Source organism: Lascolabacillus sp. (assembly GCF_028696275.1).
Lineage (GTDB): Bacteria > Bacteroidota > Bacteroidia > Bacteroidales > Dysgonomonadaceae > Proteiniphilum > Proteiniphilum massiliensis.
In genome coordinates, this window is the sequence record NZ_JAQVHI010000003.1 from 17278 (window position 1) to 36924 (window position 19647).

Below are 19647 nucleotides of genomic sequence, written 5' to 3' on the forward strand. Positions count from 1 at the left end.
CGAAATTACTATAAAAAAGCGGAAGCAACAAACGATATCATGTTTTTGTTCACTCTAAACTAAAGAATTTCAATTCAACCCATTTGTGAATATATATTAAAAATTGATCAAATGTCAACTTTCTACGTTATATTGATGGAGTCAAACATTTTTTAAGTTATGAAAATTATTATAATTGCTAATCGGCTTCCGGTCAAAATTGAGCGTTCCGATGATGGTTTCAACATTATAAGGAGTGAGGGAGGATTGGCAACCGGTCTTGGTTCACTAGAAACAGAATCTGACATTTACTGGGTTGGCTGGCCCGGAATATTTACTGAAAATGAGAAAGAGAAAAAAGAGATAACTGAGAGATTGCATGATTTAAACTTTCATCCGGTCTTTTTATCAGCAGATCAAATTGAGAATTACTATGAGGGTTACAGCAACAGTACTATCTGGCCTTTGTGCCACTATTTTTTCTCATTTATTGAATACAGAGCAGATTACTGGGAGGCCTATCAGCAGGTGAACAGTCTGTTTTGCGATGAATCAATGCAGTTCATTGAGGATGATGATATAGTATGGGTACAGGATTATCAGCTTATGCTACTCCCCAAAAAGATTCGTGATAAAAAACCCAATGCCAATATTGGATATTTCCATCACATACCATTTCCATCATATGAGCTTTTCAGGGTGTTGCCTGAAAGGGAGGAGATTCTTGAAGGTTTGCTGGGAGCAGATCTCATAGGATTTCATACACATGACTACATGCGTCACTTTATAAGTGCAATATACAGAGTACTTAACATCAACTGCAATCTGGATGAGGTTAACCTTGACAACCGTATAATACATATAGATGCTTTCCCAATGGGGATCAATTACGAACAATATAACCAGGCTCCCAAACTCCCTGAGGTTAAAGAGAAATCGGATCTTCTCAGAGAGAAACTTGGCGAAAGGAGTATAATATTGTCTGTTGACCGTCTCGATTACAGTAAGGGTATTCTGCATCGACTTAACGGCTTTGCTCAGTTTCTTGAAAATCATCCTGATTATCATGAGAAAGTGTCTCTGGCAATGATTGTGGTACCATCTCGTGACACTGTTGATATATATGCAGAGCTGAAAACAAAGATTGATCAGCTGATAGGTGAAATAAACGGAAAATATTCAAAGTTAGGCTGGAACCCTATCTTCTATTTCTACAGAAGCTTCAGTTTTGATGAGCTGATAGCCATGTATGATGCTGCAGAGATAGCTTTAGTTACACCTCTCAGAGATGGTATGAATTTGGTTGCAAAGGAATATCTGGCCACCAAATGCAACAGGCCGGGAGTACTGATTCTGAGTGAAATGGCAGGTGCGGCAATAGAGCTTCAGGATGCAATAATTATTAATCCCAACGATACAGATCAGATAGAGAATGCTATTCTGCAAGCTATGAATATGCCGGCAAAGGAGAAAAAAGAGCGACTTGAAAAAATGCAGAAGAGGATCTCAAGACAGGATGTAAAAAAATGGTCTAATGATTTTGTAAAGGAGTTGCTTAGCATAAAGACTCAAAATAAAGAGATTCTTCAAAAGGTTGTTGGTAAAAGACAGCTTAATCAAATAAAAAAATCTTACGATGATGCAAACTCACGCCTGATAATGCTGGATTACGACGGCACATTATCACCCTTTACCAGTAAACCGGAAGATGCAATACCTTCGGCTGAAGTATTAAGTTTACTTAAAAAGATGAATTCTGATCCTAAAAACAGAGTTGTCATAAATAGCGGCAGAAATCATCAGATACTGGATAAATGGTTCAAAGGTTTAAATCTCGACTTTGCAGCTGAGCATGGTATGTTTTATAAGGAGAATGGCAAATGGCACAGAAACCTCAATACTGATGTGGTTTGGGATGATGAGATACTCGACATAATACAGCACACCATCGATAAAACACCTCGCTCATATATGGAGCAGAAAGAAGCCTCTCTTGTGTGGCATTATCGTAATGTGGATATATGGCTGGCCGAACTCCGTTCACAGCAGTTAGTTAACGCACTGATTGGTCCCTGCGCCCGCCTCAACCTACAGATAGTACCGGGCAACAAAGTGGTGGAGGTAAAACCCCCCGATTTCACGAAAGGGAGTGAGGTGATCCGCCGTATGTCGCTGGACAACTATGATTTTATTCTTGCTATTGGTGATGATACAACAGATGAGGATATGTTTCGTGTACTGCCACCAGATGGAGTGAGCATTAAGGTTGGCAACTTCTCACCTGCGGCTAAATATCGTATTCCGCTACAATCATCCGTAGTGCCATTCCTCACAAATCTTATCAAATAACATGAATTTTATTGATAATATAACAGCAAATGAGTCTTTAAGATATTTGCTAATTTCACTGAGTTTCATTGTACTCTTTATTGTTCTTGCAGGCATCTACAACTTTATAATTAAGAGATGGCGAATACGTACACATAAGAGTAAAAGCAAGATAGATGATTTTATTGTGCGTCTGTTCAGGGTGCCCGGTACATGGGCTATTTTCGCTGTTATGCTAAACATTTTCAGCTCATACCTAAAAGAAGACGAAAATATTTTCTCTCTATTACAGAAAATAAGTAATATCCTGCTGATACTTATAGTTGGCTGGCTTATAGTACAGTTGGTTAGAGCTATGTTTCATCACTGGCAGAAAAAGCTTGATATAAACAATGCTAACAATCTTGAAGCCAGAAAAAAACTCACGCAGGTGAGCATGTTAGAGAGAATAGTGATAATTTCAATCACCTTTATATTTGTCTCAATTGCCCTGATGTCAATAGAATCAATCAGAGAACTGGGAGTAAGTCTTCTTGCATCAGCAGGTGTTGCCGGAATCATTATCGGTTTTGCAGCACAGCGTAGCTTTGGTCAGGTTTTTTCAGGAATACAGATTGCATTTACTCAACCGATCAGGATTGACGACGTTGTGGTTATAGAAGGTGAATGGGGGCGAATAGAAGAGATAAATATAACCTATGCAGTAGTTAAAATATGGGATCAGAGAAGGCTGATTGTGCCTATAGATTATTTTCTCAACAATCCCATTCAAAACTGGACACGAACCGAATCTGAAATCCTGGGAACAGCATTGCTTTATGTATCCTATGATCTTCCTGTAGATCCTTTAAGGAAAGAGCTTGCCAGATTGGTAAAGGATAATCCAAACTGGGATGGCAGGGTTCAGAATATACAGGTAACAGATAGTAAGCAGTGGTATAAAGAGCTGCGTGTACTTGTAAGCAGCTCCGACTCAAGCAAGAACTGGGATCTGAGGGTATATATTCGTGAGAAGTTAATCGACTTCATCAATGATAACTATCCAGGCTCTTTCGCAAAAGTTAATTCAACTTCCACCGAAGGCGGAGCATCTCAATACTTAATGTAAGGCCTGATAAATTATGCTTTAAGACCTGTAAAACTTTGCCTGAACCCAGACTAACATAACTTAAGAGAGGTTAAGCTTAAGGCCTGATAAATTTTGAGAGCTTCTTCTCTTCAGAAAAGAGGGCAGCTGTATTTATAAACGCCAGGTGAGAGTATGCCTGAGGAAAATTACCCAACTGCCTTTTGGTATCGAAGTCCAGATCTTCACTATATAAACCAAGGTGGTTGGAGTATGATATCATATTCTCAAACAGCTCACGTGCCTCCTCCTTCTCACCAATCATATATAGAGCATCAATAAGCCAGAAAGTGCATATTGTAAATGATGATGTAGGAACCCCAAAGTCATCCTCTGCCTTGTATCTGTACATCAGACCTTCGTGAAACAGATTCTCTCTGATATACTTCACAGTTTTCACGAAGCGATCATCTCCGGCATCAATGAAATCATAAAAATACATAAGAAGCAATGAAGAATCGGCATCACTATTATCATACGCCTGAGTAAAGGTCTGCAGCTCCTCATTCCACCCTTTTTCATGCACCTCTTTCTTTATTATATCAGCCTCCTTGCGCCACTCAGTTGCGTAATAATCCCTCTGAAGGAGTTCCGCAATCAGAGAAGCCCTGTCAACCGCAACCCAGCTCATCACTTTAGAAAATACAAAGTGTTGCTTCTTTGTACGATATTCCCAAATACTCCTATCTGGTTTCTTCCATGATGATAATACAGCACGGACAAGATTCTTAATAATCTCCCAGATCTCCTCAATTTCATCAAGAGTTCCGGGGAAATAGAGGTAGTATTTATAAATCACATCCAGCAGGTAACCGATGGAGTCATTTTGCTCCTGATGATAGGCGGCATTTCCTATTCTTACCGGATGTGAGTTTTCGTAACCTGACAAATGTGGAAGTATCTCTTCGGTAAGATCTTTCTCTCCCCTGATGCCATACATAATCTGTATTGGTTCATCCCTTGAGGATTTTAAAATGCGTTTAATAAAACCGATAAAGCGGTTGGCGGCCGACTTCTGCTTCATGAACAGGAGTGTGTCGATCGACATGGATGCATCTCTAAGCCAGCAGTAGCGATAATCCCAGTTGCGGGTTTCTCCTATTGTTTCGGGGAGACTGGTGGTTGTTGCTGCCAGCATTGCACCCGACTCCTGATATGATAGCAGTTTCAATACCAGTAGACTCCGCTTTATCATATCATCATACTGAACGTAATCCCTAGATCTGTTCACAAAGTTGAGCCAGTAGACCTTGGTGCGCTCAAACTCCAGCATAACCCTGTTGAGGTCGATAGTAACCAATTTCTGATTATAGGAGAGTACGAAGAACTGATGATCGGTAATAACTACCTCCTCACTTTTAAGCACCTTCTGCATATCCAGACTGGTATATAGATATACCTTATCTTCAGAGTCTTCAACAGAATGTGTTTTGATATAGTTGCCCACTATTTCGTGACGCACCTCTTCACGTGCATAGTTTATGCGTGGATCATAAACCACCCTTACGGTGGGGCTGCCCTTGAAAACCCTTATATAGCGATGTATTTCAGGAGGCATATAGTGACGCAGATCACTGGTTCTGTACCTTGGCATAAAGTCGAATAGTATAAAACCATGCTCAGGCGATTCAAACTTGGTCATCAATATATTAGTGTGACCATTATATTTTTGGGTAATTTTATAATCATCGGCAACCTCTAAGTGAAAACTGCCCCCTTTTTCCTTATCAAGCAATTTTGCAAAAATAGATGGTGAATCGAAGTCAGGAAAGCAAAACCAGTCGATGCTCCCCTCTTTAGATATTAACGCAGCAGTCCTGCAGTTGCCTATAATTCCGTAGTCGAGGTTATTCATTTATTCTTGTAATTTATTTTCTATTAAAATACAACCTTTATAACACAATGACAAGGGCTGATGTTTAACAGAAATGAACACCTCCTGATATTTGTCAGATAACCAAATACTTATAATATGGTGACATCTCTCCGCGTAAAGGGATCTGCATCTGCTGTTTCACCTCTTCAGTTGTTTCGCAGTTTCCGAACAGTGACATCATTTTTGTTACAGCTGCCTCTGTGGTAATGTCGTGACCACTTATTACACCCAGTTTTTCGAGTTGGCGGCCATTTTCATAACGATACATCTCTACATTGCCATACATACACTGTGTTACATTTACAATAACTATACCTCTTTCTATGGCATCACTAAGCAGTTTCATAAACCATGGGTATATTGGAGAGTTGCCTGTTCCGAATGTCTCAAGCACAACACCTTTCAACCCCGGTATCTCAAGATGAGCCTTTACCACCGCTTCTGTTATACCGGGGAACAGCTTGAGTATAACAACATCAGGATTAAGGTTGTAATGATATTTTACAGGTGCGTTGTAATCAGGCTTAAGAATATCGTTGGTATTATATTTAATGTCAAGTCCCGACTCCGCCAGGTAGGTGCAGTTGGGACTTGTAAATGCACTGAAGTTATCCGCATTAAGCTTAGTTGTTCTGTTTCCTCTCATCAGAAGATTTTGCATATATACCGACATCTCAGGAACTTTCGGCCGCCCTTCCGAATTTTTATCGGCTGCAATCTCTAAAGCTGTAATCAGATTCTCTTTTGCGTCAGAACGCAGTTTGCCAATTGGCAGCTGTGAACCTGTCAGAATAACCGGCTTTGTAAGATTTTCACACATAAAACTCAATGCAGAGGCTGTGAATGCCATTGTATCTGTTCCATGCAGAATAACAAATCCATCGTATAAATGATAGTGTGTTTCAATAACCTTCAACATCTCCTGCCAGGTATAAATAGTTACATCTGACGAGTCGATTGGAGGGTTAAACTGATAACTTTCCACGTTGAAGTTCAGCTTCTTCATCTCGGGAATATTTGAACGCAGGTGACTAAAATCGAAAGGCTCCAGAGCACCGGTCTCCTTGTTCTCCAACATTCCGATAGTCCCTCCGGTATAAATTAACAATACATTAGCATTCCTATCAATCATACTAGCTTATTTTACTACAAAATTAGCATAATGATATAAATTTATATCATAATGACAATATTTTTTTATAATGTAATAGGTTACATGATATTAACGAACCAATATGCCAAATGTTTGTTTAATTTAGAATAGAGTAATAATAAACAAGTTAAAAAGAGAGTAATTCTATGGCAACACATTCAATTAAAACCAGCTGGAGAGAGAATAATATTTTTGATACCGATCTTGATGGGCACAAAGTAACCATTGATCTTGGTGAGGATCAAGGTGGTAATAATGCCGGACCACGACCGAAAAAGCTTATGCTTGTTGCCGCCACCGGTTGTTCAGGTCTGGATGTAGTAGAAATGGTACGCAAGATGCGAATAGATTTAAAAGGGTTTGATATCCGCATCGATGCTGAGATGTCTGATGAACATCCTAAGGTGTACACCTCTATGAAGGTGGTATATGAGTTTACCGGCGATAATCTGCCAGTTGAGAAGCTTGAGAGAGCATGTAAGCTTTCTTTTGATAAGTACTGCGGTGTGCTTGCTCTTTATAAGAGTGCAGTACCCGTAACTTACGAAGTAGTAATTCATAACTGATAAACTTTTACACTTTATTACAGAAAAATTTCCATATATTTTCATATCTTTGCGGCAGGTTTATCATTTATCAACAGATCATTCTTAAAAAAACATATTAAACATAGGAACTATGCAAACAATGGACTCATTTAATTTTGCCAATAAGAAGGCATTCGTGCGTGTGGATTTCAATGTGCCACTTGATGATAACTTCAACATTACTGATGACACACGTATCCGTGCAGCTGTACCCACTCTGAAGAAAATACTTAAAGATGGCGGCAGCGTTATCATAGGATCACATCTGGGCAGACCAAAGGGTGTTACCGATAAATTTTCTTTAAAGCACATTTTACCACGTGTATCAGAACTTCTTGAAGTGGATGTTAAATTCGCAGAGGATTGCATAGGTGAAACAACCGAAGCAATGGTGGCTGCTCTTCATCCGGGTGAAGCGTTGCTGCTTGAGAATCTTCGTTTCTATGCTGAAGAAGAGGGTAAACCCCGCAGCCTTGCTGCTGATGCAACAGAAGAAGAAGTTGCTGCTGCAAAGAAGGCATTAAAGGAATCACAGAAAGAATTCACAAAGAAACTTGCTACATATGCAGATGTTTACGTGAATGATGCTTTTGGTACTGCACACCGTGCTCATGCATCCACAGCTCTGATTGCTGATCATTTCGACAGTGATCACAAACTGTTTGGCTACCTGCTTCAGAACGAAATCACTGCAGTAGAAAAGGTGATGAAAGATACAGAAAAACCATTTACAGCAATTATGGGTGGTTCTAAAGTATCTACTAAGATTGAAATTATCAAGAACCTTCTGGATAAGGTGGACAACCTGATCCTTGCAGGTGGTATGACATACACATTCGCAAAAGCTTTCGGTGGTAAGATCGGTAACTCTATAGTAGAGGATGATAAGCTTGATCTTGCAAGAGAGCTGGTTGAACTAGCAAAAGAAAAAGGTGTAAACCTTGTACTTGCAACCGACACTAAGATTGCCGACAGCTTCAGCAATGATGCAAAAACCGACTTCGCTTCAGTAAAAAATATACCTGATGGTTGGGAAGGTCTGGATATCGGTCCTGAATCTGAAAAACTGTTTACTGAGGTAATCAAAAACTCAAAGACTATTCTTTGGAACGGTCCAGTAGGTGTATTCGAATTTGACAACTTCGCGAAAGGCTCACTTGCTGTATCAAATGCAATTGTAGAAGCAACTAAAAATGGTGCTTTCTCACTTGTTGGTGGTGGCGACTCAGTAGCTTGCGTTAACAAATTCGGTCACGCTGATCAAGTTTCATACGTATCAACAGGAGGTGGTGCTCTTCTTGAGATGATCGAAGGAAAAGTTTTACCGGGAATTAAAGCTATCAGGGGGTATTAATACCACTGACTAATTAAGCCATAAAATATCCACGGGGGCGGGTCATTCGTTTGACATCGCCCCTGTTTTGTTTTACAACACTCTTGTCAGACAGATTTAATACAAGAGTACTGCTTCAGTATTGTTCCTGATACAGTAATAACTATTATTTATCTGGGCTGAGTTGATAGAAGTCAGTAGTGAACTCACTGGGATTCTTTGAAGTTTTAAGCTAATGTATTGGTTTTTTTTGTAATTTTGAAACCAATTTCAAAAAAATACAGGATTATGGGATAAGACTGTAATACCTGATTCGCAATCACAAAAAAATGAATATTTCTTATAACTGGCTCAAGGAGTATCTTAAATTTGATTTAACTCCACAGCAAACTTCTGAGGTACTGACACAGATCGGACTGGAAACAGAGAGTGTAGAGGAGGTTCAGACTATTAAAGGTGGTCTGAAGGGTTTGGTAATTGGTGAAGTCTTGACATGCAAGGATCATCCTAACTCTGATCATCTGCATCTGACTACAGTAAACATTGGTGATGGAAACGAACCCCTGAATATTGTATGCGGTGCACCAAATGTTACTGCGGGGCAGAAGGTGGTTGTTGCTACTGTTGGCACAACCCTATATTCCGGTGAAGAGGAGTTTAAGATTAAACGCTCTAAAATTCGTGGAGAGGAATCATTAGGTATGATCTGCTCCGAAGCTGAGATCGGTCTGAGTAATAATCATGATGGAATTATTGTTCTTCCTGAGGATGCTGTAGTAGGAACTCCGGCTGCTGAATATTACAATGTTCAGAGTGATTGGGTATTTAGTGTGGATATTACTCCAAACCGTGTCGACGCAGCTTCTCACTATGGTATCGCGCGAGATCTTGCAGCATATCTTAAACAGCAGGGTAAATCGTTCAGTCTGACAAAACCCTCTGTTGATGATTTTGCAATTGACAAAAAAGATGGCGGTATTGAGGTAATAGTTGAAAACAGGGAGGCCTGCCCCAGATATTCGGGACTGACAATACGTGGTGTGACCGTGAAGGAGAGTCCCGACTGGTTAAAGAACAAACTTCTGCTGATTGGTCTGCGTCCCATTAATAATATAGTGGATATCACCAATTTCATTCTGTATGAAACAGGTCACCCAATGCATGCATTTGATGCTGCATATATTAAAGGTGATGAGGTGGTTATCCGCACACTTCCTGAAAAGACCAAATTTACAACCCTTGATGATCAGGAGCGTGAATTGAGCGATAAGGACCTGATGATATGCAACAGTGAAGAGGGAATGTGTATAGCAGGTGTATTCGGCGGTAAAGATTCCGGTGTAACTGAAAACACAAAAGATATATTTCTGGAGTCGGCATATTTCCATCCCACCTGGGTAAGAAAAACAGCCCGCAGACATGGCTTGAACACCGATTCATCATTCCGTTTTGAACGTGGTGCAGATCCAAATAACACAGTTTATGCTCTTAAAAGAGCTGCCTTGCTGGTTAAAGAAATTGCAGGTGGAGAGATAGCAGGCGAGATAAGAGACATCTATCCTGTTGAAATAGAGCGGCCTAAAGTTGTTCTGTCGTATGATAAGACAAACAAGCTTATTGGTAAGGAGATACCAAAAGACGATATAAAGAGCATTCTGAAGAGTCTGGATATTGAAATTGAGGCTGAATCTGAATCTGAACTTACTCTTCGTATCCCCACATACAGGGTTGATGTTACACGTGATGTTGATGTGATTGAGGATATTCTTCGCATATATGGATATAATAATGTAGAAGTGAGCCATTCATTGAAGGCAAATCTTTCATACAAAACAGCTACTGACAGGAAACAAAACCTGCAGACACTTATATCTGAACAGCTTACAGCAAACGGTTTTGATGAGATAATGAATAACTCGCTCACTAAGAAGAGTTATTATGAGATACAGGAGACATATCCTCTGAAAAACTGTGTAACATTGGTGAACCCGTTAAGCAATGACCTTAGCGTTATGCGGCAGACACTTCTGTTTGGCGGACTTGAAAGTATTGTATACAACCGTAACCGTAAACATAGCGATCTCTGTTTCTATGAGTTTGGTAATTGCTACTTCTATGATGCAGACAAGAAAAAGGATAATGATATACTTGCAGAGTACTCTGAATCAACCTATGCAGGTTTATGGATAACAGGCAAGCGTACACATAAAAACTGGGCTGCACCTGAGGAGCAAAGCTCTGTATTCGAACTGAAAGCTCATATTGAGAACATAATGATCAGAATCGGGATTGGTAAAGACCGCATTATATATGAACCTCTTCAGAACGATCTCTTCTCCACAGCAATGTCAATTGGCACAAATAACAGAAAATTGGGCTATTTTGGGGTTGTATCAAAAGCAATCAGGAAATCATTCGATATAGAATCAGAAGTATTCTTTGCTGAGTTGAACTGGGATCTGCTGATGAAGGATTCTGAAAAACATAAGGTACAGTTTTCCGAAATCTCCAGATTCCCCGAGGTTAGTCGCGACTTAGCCCTTCTCATAGATAAGAGTGTCACTTTCGCACAGATAGAGCAGGTTGCACTGAAATCAGAAAGAAAATTACTGAAGAATGTTGTTCTGTTTGATGTTTATGAAGGTAAGAATCTGCCAGAAGGCAAGAAATCCTATGCAGTAAACTTTATCATTCAGGATGAAGAGAAAACGCTGACCGACAAGCAGATTGACAAGGTTATGAGCAAGATACAGCAGAACCTTCAAAATGAGCTGGGAGCACAGTTAAGATAATCAGGGATTATAATTTTGAAAATAATCGATATATAGATAAAAAAGAAGCGCAATCAAGATAATATTATGGGAAGAGCATTTGAATACCGCAAAGCAAGAAAGATGAAGAGATGGGGCAATATGGCCCGCGTTTTCACCAAGTTGGGAAGAGAAATAACTATTGCAGTTACAGAAGGTGGTCCCGAGCCCGATTCAAATCCCCGCCTAAGGGTACTAATTCAGCAGGCTAAGAAAGAGAACATGCCTAAGGAGAATGTTGAACGCGCTATAAAGAAAGCAACCGACAAAGATTTCTCCAACTACAAGGAGATGGTTTATGAAGGATATGGTCCTTATGGTATAGCAATTGTTGTGGAAACAGCCACTGACAACCCCACCCGCACAGTTGCAAACGTTCGCAGCTATTTCAACAAGCATGGAGGTTCTCTCGGAACTTCAGGCAGTCTTGAGTTCATGTTCGACCATAAATGTGTATTCAAGATCGCTCCAAAAGAGGGAGTTGATCTGGAAGATCTGGAACTAGAACTTATCGATTTCGGAGTTGATGAAGTTGTTAACGAAGAGGAAGATATACTACTTTATGGCGACTTCAAATCATACTCTGATATTCAGAAATATCTGGAAGATAACGGCTTCGAAATCTTTTCAGCCGAATTTGAACGTATCCCCAAAGACACAAAAGATCTTGAACCAAGTCAGCGCGAGCAGATCGAGAAACTACTCGAGAAGTTCGAAGAGGACGATGATGTTCAGAATGTATTCCACAACATGTCTGAAGTGGAAGATGAGGATTAGAACCTATTTCTGCAGCTGGGAGTATCTTTCTAGAGCCTCCTTGGCTGCAGCATAAGAACTTTTTCTCGCGTGCAGTAGATCATCCTCAAGCTTCAGTAGCAGTGCTGCAATTTCAGGATCATTATAGAAACTGTTTCGCAGATGCTCATTAATAGTTTCATACATTCTGTACTTAGCTTGCTCGTTCCTTTTCTGATAGAAGTAACCATTATCCTTTACAAACTTTATATAACGGTCGATCATATCCCAGATCTCCTCAATCCCGATGTTATAATAACCTGAGTAGGTAAGCACTTCAGGAGTCCACCCCGATTCAGGCAATGGAAACAGATGCAGTGCATTTTGAAGCTGCCGTTTGGCAATCTTAGCCTTTGCAATATTATCACCATCGGCCTTGTTAATAACAATACCGTCTGCCATCTCCATTATCCCCCTCTTTATTCCCTGCAGCTCGTCACCCGTTCCTGAAAGCTGTATCAGCAGGAAGAAATCCACCATTGAATGAACTGCAATCTCCGACTGACCCACTCCCACCGTCTCTACTAATATATAGTCAAACCCTGCTGCTTCACAGAGAATTATAATTTCACGCGTCTTTCTTGCAACGCCACCCAGAGAACCTGCAGATGGGGAAGGTCTGATAAAGGCATCCTGTTCAACCGAAAGCCTTTCCATTCTTGTTTTGTCACCAAGTATACTTCCTTTTGAACGCTCACTGGAAGGGTCTATAGCCAGTACAGCAAGTTTATGCCCATTCTTCAGAAGATGCATACCGAATGAGTCGATTGATGTACTTTTCCCTGCGCCCGGCACTCCTGTAATCCCTACTCTGATTGAATTACCTGAGTGTGGCAGACACTTCTCTATAATAGATTGTGCCAGTTCGTGGTGCTCAGGCAGAGAGCTCTCTACAAGCGTTACAGCCTTACTTAGCATTGTGCGGTTACCCGACAAAATACCTTCCACATACTCCTCTGCAGAATTAGTCTTCCTCTTTATCCTCTTCTTAAGATATGGATTTACACTTGGTGGTTGGGTTACTCCTTTATTCACAATCAAACCTTTGTATTTCTCGTCGTTCTCGGGATGTTCCATCATATGATTAAAATTAAAAACCGAATGAAGTCATTTGCAAATTTACTTCATTCGGTCTGTATTATCAATCCGAAACTGAAATATTATTTTTTCGGAGTTACATTACCTTTGATAGTAAGCACATAAACGGTATCCGGAATATTAGTATAAACCCTTATGGTTTTGTTGAAAGTACCTGGACGACGCACAGTTGAATATTGCGCTGAAATGGTCCCCTCCTTACCCGGCAGTATCGGCTGGCGAGTATAGCTTGGAGTTGTACAGCCACAAGAAGAAGATACACGCTGAATTATAATAGGGGCATCACCTGTGTTCTTGAATGTGAATTGAGTTGTAACTGCTCCGATCTCCTCCTTTATTGTACCGAAGTTGTGTTCTGTTTTCTGAAATTCCATGGCAGGCTTTTGAGCAAAAGCTAATCCTGTCATAATTAAGCTGAATAGTAGAATAAAACCGACTTTTTTCATTGCAATATATTTTGTTGATAATTTTATCTTAATTTCTAATTGACACAAAAATAACAATTCTGTTTAACAACAGTTCTTATATTAACTATTTTTTTACTAATACTTTATCACCCTTTGATACAGCATCAGAAATATATTTTACTTCTTATGTACAAAAATCCTTAACAAACATCATCTTCCCGTGCGGCACTAATAGTTGCTATCTTTTAATCTGCAATATCAACTCTTAACCCTTCTGTATGAGAAGTGAATTCTGGAGCATACATACACTGAACTGTGGTTATTCCGTTTGAATAACTACCTGTACGGGTAACGTAAACGGAGTACTCCAAAACGTAAGTGCCACGTGGCAGCACATCGAAGTAAAAGTTTGTTGATGCATCTTTAGAGGTTCTGTAATAGATGACACCATTCTGCCAGCTGATACCTGAAACCTGATCGACAGGCTCAAAAGCAGAAGCACGCAAATCTTTCAGATGCACAAATTCAAAATCACGATCCGCACGCAAAGTGAGTCGCACCACCACCTTATCTCCAACCTTAAGCTGTCTCTCCCCACTAATTCTCATCAGCTGCGCACCAGATTCACCACTCTCCTCAACAAACAGTTGCTTTTCAATATCGAGAGAACCATCACTCTTTCTGATCCTGTCAAGATTCTCATAATATTGCCTGTATAGAGCACCCCAAGCAGGTGCAGTACCTTTGTGAGTCACTGTTACCCTACCCATATCTGTCGTAATATCACCTCCGCTCCAGCTCTCTTTAATATAACCTGTTCCAGCTTCACCTTTATCCGTTTCAATAATTTTTTCACCTAATGAGATTGTAGTTGTGCCACTGTCGGAGAACCAGTCATTTCCACTGCTCAGTAATACATAAACCGCATCTGCAGTGGCGTGAGCTGACTCCCATATCTGAGTCTGCTTCTGCTTCAGAAGCCATCTTTTCATATTATCCATTTCAGTATTGCCGGCATTACCTGCAATAAATGCCTGCATAATGAAGGTGTGTACTGTTACTGCAGATTGTGACATAAATACATTAGCACGGTTATTTGGCCAGTACATACCCAGCTCATCAGAAATAACTGCATGCTCACGGTAGGAATCAAGTATATTTTTTACAATACCACTGTTACCCTCTCTTTCCATCAGTATTGCAATTAATGAACGTTCGTAGAGACCGTAGGCTGTCCAGTTTTTCATAATCACCGATTTATAGAAACCGGTCATCTCTTTCACCTGATCATCTACTGAAAACTCACTGTATGAACCCCTCACAAAAAGATATTCAAGATCAGCAGTAGAGATCGTTTTAATACTTTTCCAGTTCCTGTTATATTTCTTAAGATTCTCAAAGCGTCTTAATGCCTCAGCATCAATGTAGCTTACTGCCTTCAACTGCATAGATTGCAGGTCATCAGTAACCACAACTGCACCCATAGATTTGAGCTGACTGAATCCATACAGTATATATTGAGTTATGCTGACACTAGGATTAAACCCCTTGAACCAGCTCCATCCGCCCTCTGTTGTCTGAAGCTCAGTGAGTTTATCAATTGAAGTCAGAGTTAAATTGCGACTCCTGTTAAGATCAAACAGCAGAGCCAGTTTCTCTTTCTGCTCAGACTCATTTTTAGCCTCCATCACCCATGGAGTCTCTTCCAGAAGAATATTTTTCAGTTCACTGTTCTTCTCAAGATCAGAAAGAAGCGTTTCTGCATCGCCACCCTGTTTTTTCCATGCTTCAACCATTGCTGATACTCTCGGATAGGTTTTACCAATATGAGATGCCAGGATATTTGCATAAAATGAGGCAAACCAGGATATGGCGTTATCGCTTACAGGCTGTCCCAGAACAGGCAGTGCCTGCACCGCATACCATGCAGGGTTAGAGGTAAACTCAAGAGTCAGACGATAGTCTGTTTCCGTATCACTACCCCTGTTAACAAGCGACTCCATAGTGAAACTTTTTTTATCATTACCATTTATATCCATACGCATACTCTCTGTAACCATCATCCTGTCAGGTAGTACCGCAACGGCATGCTGTTCACCATCACTGAAAAGAGCGCTCTCAGCTACTATACGAATTCCCAAAAGATCTATATCTGAAGGCACAACAAAGGACCATGAAACATCGGCAGATGCACCACTCTCAAGAGATATTGATCTACTGCCATTCATCAGTTCAATATCATCTGTTTCAATATCATTCTGAGGATTGAAGAAAATCAGTTTCACGCTGACTGCAAGAGTAGTGTCAGATAGATTGGAGACCTTTGCAGATATCTCTGTCTTATCTCCATGTCGCAGAAAACGGGGAATATTTGGTGTCACCATCAGCTCCTTCTGTGAAACAGTAAAAGCCTCTGCTGCATCATTACTCAACCTCTTATCGTGAGCCAATACCCTGAAACGCCATCTGGTATTGCTTTCAGGTACAGTAAATGCTATCTGTACCCCACCCTTGTCATCAGTTTTAAGCTGTGGGTAGAAGAATGCAGTCTCATTGAAGTTTCTTCTAACCTGTGGCTGAGCATCGCTCTGCTCTGCAGCACCCGCTGCCATCTCCTCACTCTCAATATCAGAATCAGTCTTTAGTTCAGCATATCCCACTATTTCTGAAGGAGCCGGTTGTGGAGCTGCAGCATCGACCCTTAATGACACCCCTTCGTTCAGGATATTTGAAGTACTGCTCCTAAACATGATCCTTCCATAGTTATACAATGAGAAGCCAAACCAGTTGAATCGGTCGAATTCAAACGTTTTTACATTTTTCGTTGGCAATTGAAAATTACCCATTGCTGTTTCAATGCTGAAAGAGATATCCTGACCAAGTGAGCTCATTGTTCCGTAGCGGTCAAACATATAATTTGAGAGATTCCACGGGTATGTTTGGAAGATATTGTCAAGCGAGTAATCATACATGGAGGCCAGCAACTCAGCAACAGCTGGTCTACCTTTTGAATCTGTCACAGAGATACGCCACTCCTCCTCAGACCCCGGGCGAATCCTGTCCCTGAACACATCAAGTCGTACATTCAATTTCTCATCCTCTTTTTCAGGACGAAGCTCCACTTTGCGTGAATAAAACTCACTATCCTTAACATAAGTAAGAATAAGCGTGAGACCATTCTTATAGCTCTCACTGTATGGAAATGTGAATGTAAGGTTTTGGTTATTCATCAGAATCCACTCCCTTTTAAGGAGAGTTTTTTCCTGCCATAATTCATAAAGCAAATTAACCCTCTCCGAAACACCAAAGATTATCTCTGCACTCTTATTAGGAGAAAAGAGAGTGTTCTTCTCAATGAACCAACTGTTTGTCTTTATTGGCGGTCGTTTATCATTAACCGAGTAAAGTACAAAATCCTTTTCAGCCTCTATCCTATTGCCCCTGTCATCCTCAGATTCAAGCTTCAACCTGTATTTACCCGATTTCAATTTTGACAATTGCTCCTTAATCTCTTTCTGCACACCTGATTCAAACAGACCGCTAAACATAAGTCTATCTGTTGAATCATTCTCCAGCAGTGAGAACAGCTGATAATTCCCTTTGGCAACTATATCGGCACCATCAAGGTTTTTTGCAGCGATAACAATATTATCATCACCATCCTTATCAAACCAGTCAGGCATCTCTGTCTGTAGTATCATTGAGATATCACCTACAGTTACTGTATAACTGCCTGTTTGTGTTTCACCATTTATATCTGTGATGGAAGCCTCCACAACAAATGAGTATATTGCTCTTGGAGATATTCCGCCGTCAGGTTTTTCAGGGATAAATGAGATCACGAACAGACCATCATTATCAGTGACACTAACGCCCTCCGCAAAATGCTCGGGAGAGCTTCGCCACGACCACCACCATGACTGGTTTCTTGAAACTCTCCAATCCACGATAGCATTCTGCAGTTTGATCCCTGAGAAATTCTCAGCCTTGCCTTTAAGAACTATCTCCTCACCAAACTTATAAGTTCCCTCTATCTTGTCAAAAGTAACCTCAAACGTTGGTCGCTTATACTCCTCCACATGGAAACTGACACTACCCTTTTCAGATTCAATTATGAAGGAGCCGGGCAACAATCCCTGAGGCAAAACAAACTCACCTGAAACTGATCCAAACTCATTACTTTTCAGTAGCTGTTTCGACAGCTCTCTGCTGTTTGCATCACGAAGAATAAACTCAACCTGCTTGTCGGTAAGAACCGCAGCTACTCCATCAGCCGAACGGGATAATATTGCTTTAAAGTAGACAGTTTGTCCGGGACGATAAAGCGACCTGTCAGTAAAAATATCAGTTCGTTCAACCACCTCTGAACCCATATCTATTTCTTCTGTATAATATATATGTGAAAATGGGAAACGATTAAGGAATGAGCCGTTATCATCACCTTTTATAGCATGAAAGAAGATATTATTGTCATCTGCTGTATTAGCATAAGCTGTATGACCCTCAGAATTGGTATTCAGCGACGCCACCTCAGTCAACACTGAATTTCGCCAGTTACCCGGTAAATTATAAACCTTTACCAGGGCATTATTAACAGGTGCTCCCGTAGTTCTGTCAACAACAAAAAACTCATACTCATTTTTAGATACAGAACGTGTAAATATTGTAAGATCTGAGACAGCAAAGTAGTATATATCACCCCAGCCATTGTTCTCAATTTCAGGATCTGATGAGAATGTGAGAATATATGAACCGGGAGTAGCTATATCAATATTAAATTCAGTTTCACCCTCCATAAACTCAGGAATATCCTTGAGAGGAATATCAATATCACTGATAAAAGTTCTTTTTCCTTCCAGTCCACGACCAATACCGGAACGCGACATCTGAATATCCAAAGGTGAATCAATCCTGTAAAGTTTTGCAGTGAGAGATTTCAGATTGCGGTAGGAAACTTTAACCTTCTTCTCTTTTTTTATAGAGAACGTGCTGTTTCCCCTCACAGTAAAAGATGGGTTGGTAAGCCGCTGCAAATGGTTTTCCAGCAGAGATATACGCTCATAATCAGGATACCAGTTTATATATTCCTTAAGCAGGTTATATAGTTTTTCCTTTTTCTGATCAGCTGCTAAATTGTCAGAACGGGAGACTCCTATTTCATATAGATTCATTGATGCTATTTTATCAACAATCTCAACACTGAACTCGTTCCCCTCCCACTCTTCCAGCAACTTGCTGAATAGTGGTTGAATATTCGAAGCATAAGTGGTTTGCAATTGAGAAAGATATTCAATTCTATCAAGATCCGTTAACAGTACAGAGTTCTTTAATCCTCTGGCAGATAGCGATCTAATCAGTTTTTTATATGTCTCAAGAGCCCAAAGGTTGTATTCAGTAGATTTAGGGCTGAAGTCGATTTCAATAAATTGCTCAGAAGGTGTAAACAGAGACTCCGATAAGATATTTTTCTTTTTAAGAGTTCTGGTCAGATCTTCATCTGTATCAATCTGTCTAAACAATTCAATAGCCCTTCGTGCGAGAAAATCATACATAGAAGGGAAGAAGCGACGAGAATCCTTTCCTGTTTCAATAATTTCAGAATAGAGTTCTGTGTTTACGGCAACCAGCTCATCCTCGGATGTTATCGAGGCATTCAGATGCTCTGTAATCCTATCATAAAAGTTGTTTCTTGTCCACTCCTTCATATCAGAAGGAAGAAAATCTCCCAGCTCGGTGCGCTGGTTAACTGTCCACTGATCTCTCTGATAATATTGAAGATATAGCTCCCCCAGCATTGAGTGAATAACAGATTTCTCTACCTTGTTACTGCTCTTCTCGAGCATCTCCTTAAGGTTATTAAATATCAGGGAGTCGTTCTGACCATCAACAGACAGATCATACTTGCCCTCATGTATGAGAGCTTTGATAACCTGAGGAGTGTTTTTCTCCTTAATAGCTTTTTGCAGTATTAGTCCCACTTGCTCTGAAGCTGATTTAGGCAGTGATTTCTTTTCGAAATCGGCAACAATAGCCCACTCTTTTTCATAGTTATCTCTGTTCATTTCCGTTCGGTTCTGGGAAAAAACTCCTGAGACAAGCAGTGTCAGAAGTAATATTAAGTAAGCTTTTCTCATAAATGGTAAGGGTTTTCTTAG

At 40.3% G+C, this 19647-nt stretch carries 11 protein-coding genes; 6 read left to right on the top strand and 5 right to left on the bottom strand.

Annotated features, from left to right (window positions below; all coding sequences use genetic code 11):
- Positions 1–159 precede the first annotated feature (159 nt).
- Together PHO43_RS01605 and PHO43_RS01610 are read left to right on the top strand one after the other, a co-directional pair.
- The gene (locus tag PHO43_RS01605) at positions 160–2328 is read left to right on the top strand and encodes a bifunctional alpha,alpha-trehalose-phosphate synthase (UDP-forming)/trehalose-phosphatase (RefSeq protein ID WP_288011054.1); all 2169 of its coding nucleotides are present in this window, start codon (positions 160–162) and stop codon (positions 2326–2328) included.
- Between the two features lies 1 nt (position 2329).
- Complete coding sequence (locus PHO43_RS01610) at positions 2330–3415, top strand: mechanosensitive ion channel family protein (RefSeq protein ID WP_045088960.1); 1086 nt, start codon at positions 2330–2332, stop codon at positions 3413–3415.
- A 76-nt stretch (positions 3416–3491) separates the two neighbouring features.
- Here PHO43_RS01610 and PHO43_RS01615 read toward each other — a convergent pair whose 3' ends face one another.
- Together PHO43_RS01615 and PHO43_RS01620 are read right to left on the bottom strand one after the other, a co-directional pair.
- Positions 3492–5288: a glycoside hydrolase family 15 protein gene (locus PHO43_RS01615; protein ID WP_045088959.1), complete on the bottom strand. Its 1797-nt coding sequence runs from the start codon at positions 5286–5288 to the stop codon at positions 3492–3494.
- A 94-nt stretch (positions 5289–5382) separates the two neighbouring features.
- Positions 5383–6441 (bottom strand): asparaginase, encoded by a 1059-nt coding sequence (locus PHO43_RS01620; RefSeq protein ID WP_045088958.1) that lies wholly within the window; start codon positions 6439–6441, stop codon positions 5383–5385.
- A 167-nt stretch (positions 6442–6608) separates the two neighbouring features.
- On the opposite strand from PHO43_RS01620, the gene PHO43_RS01625 reads away from it, so the two are divergent.
- The 4 genes from PHO43_RS01625 to PHO43_RS01640 all read left to right on the top strand — a co-directional run bounded on the left by PHO43_RS01625 (position 6609) and on the right by PHO43_RS01640 (position 11969).
- Positions 6609–7028, top strand: a complete 420-nt coding sequence (locus tag PHO43_RS01625) for an OsmC family protein (protein ID WP_045088957.1) — start codon at positions 6609–6611, stop codon at positions 7026–7028.
- Positions 7029–7140: 112 nt separating this feature from the next.
- A complete protein-coding gene (locus tag PHO43_RS01630) occupies positions 7141–8403 on the top strand; it encodes a phosphoglycerate kinase (protein WP_045088956.1) in 1263 nt (420 codons plus the stop codon).
- Positions 8404–8711: 308 nt separating this feature from the next.
- Positions 8712–11174 (top strand): phenylalanine--tRNA ligase subunit beta, encoded by a 2463-nt coding sequence (gene pheT / locus PHO43_RS01635; protein WP_288011058.1) that lies wholly within the window; start codon positions 8712–8714, stop codon positions 11172–11174.
- Positions 11175–11240: 66 nt separating this feature from the next.
- Positions 11241–11969, top strand: a complete 729-nt coding sequence (locus PHO43_RS01640; RefSeq protein ID WP_045088954.1) for a YebC/PmpR family DNA-binding transcriptional regulator — start codon at positions 11241–11243, stop codon at positions 11967–11969.
- A gap of 3 nt (positions 11970–11972) precedes the next feature.
- On the opposite strand, the gene meaB is transcribed toward PHO43_RS01640, so the two are convergent.
- From meaB to PHO43_RS01655, 3 genes are all read right to left on the bottom strand, one after another.
- Positions 11973–13064: a methylmalonyl Co-A mutase-associated GTPase MeaB gene (meaB, locus tag PHO43_RS01645; RefSeq protein WP_053827245.1), complete on the bottom strand. Its 1092-nt coding sequence runs from the start codon at positions 13062–13064 to the stop codon at positions 11973–11975.
- Between the two features lie 83 nt (positions 13065–13147).
- Positions 13148–13531, bottom strand: coding sequence for a DUF1573 domain-containing protein (locus PHO43_RS01650; RefSeq protein ID WP_045088952.1), 384 nt, complete (start codon positions 13529–13531; stop codon positions 13148–13150).
- Between the two features lie 206 nt (positions 13532–13737).
- Positions 13738–19626: an alpha-2-macroglobulin family protein gene (locus PHO43_RS01655; protein WP_288011060.1), complete on the bottom strand. Its 5889-nt coding sequence runs from the start codon at positions 19624–19626 to the stop codon at positions 13738–13740.
- Between the last annotated feature and the right edge of the window lie 21 nt (positions 19627–19647).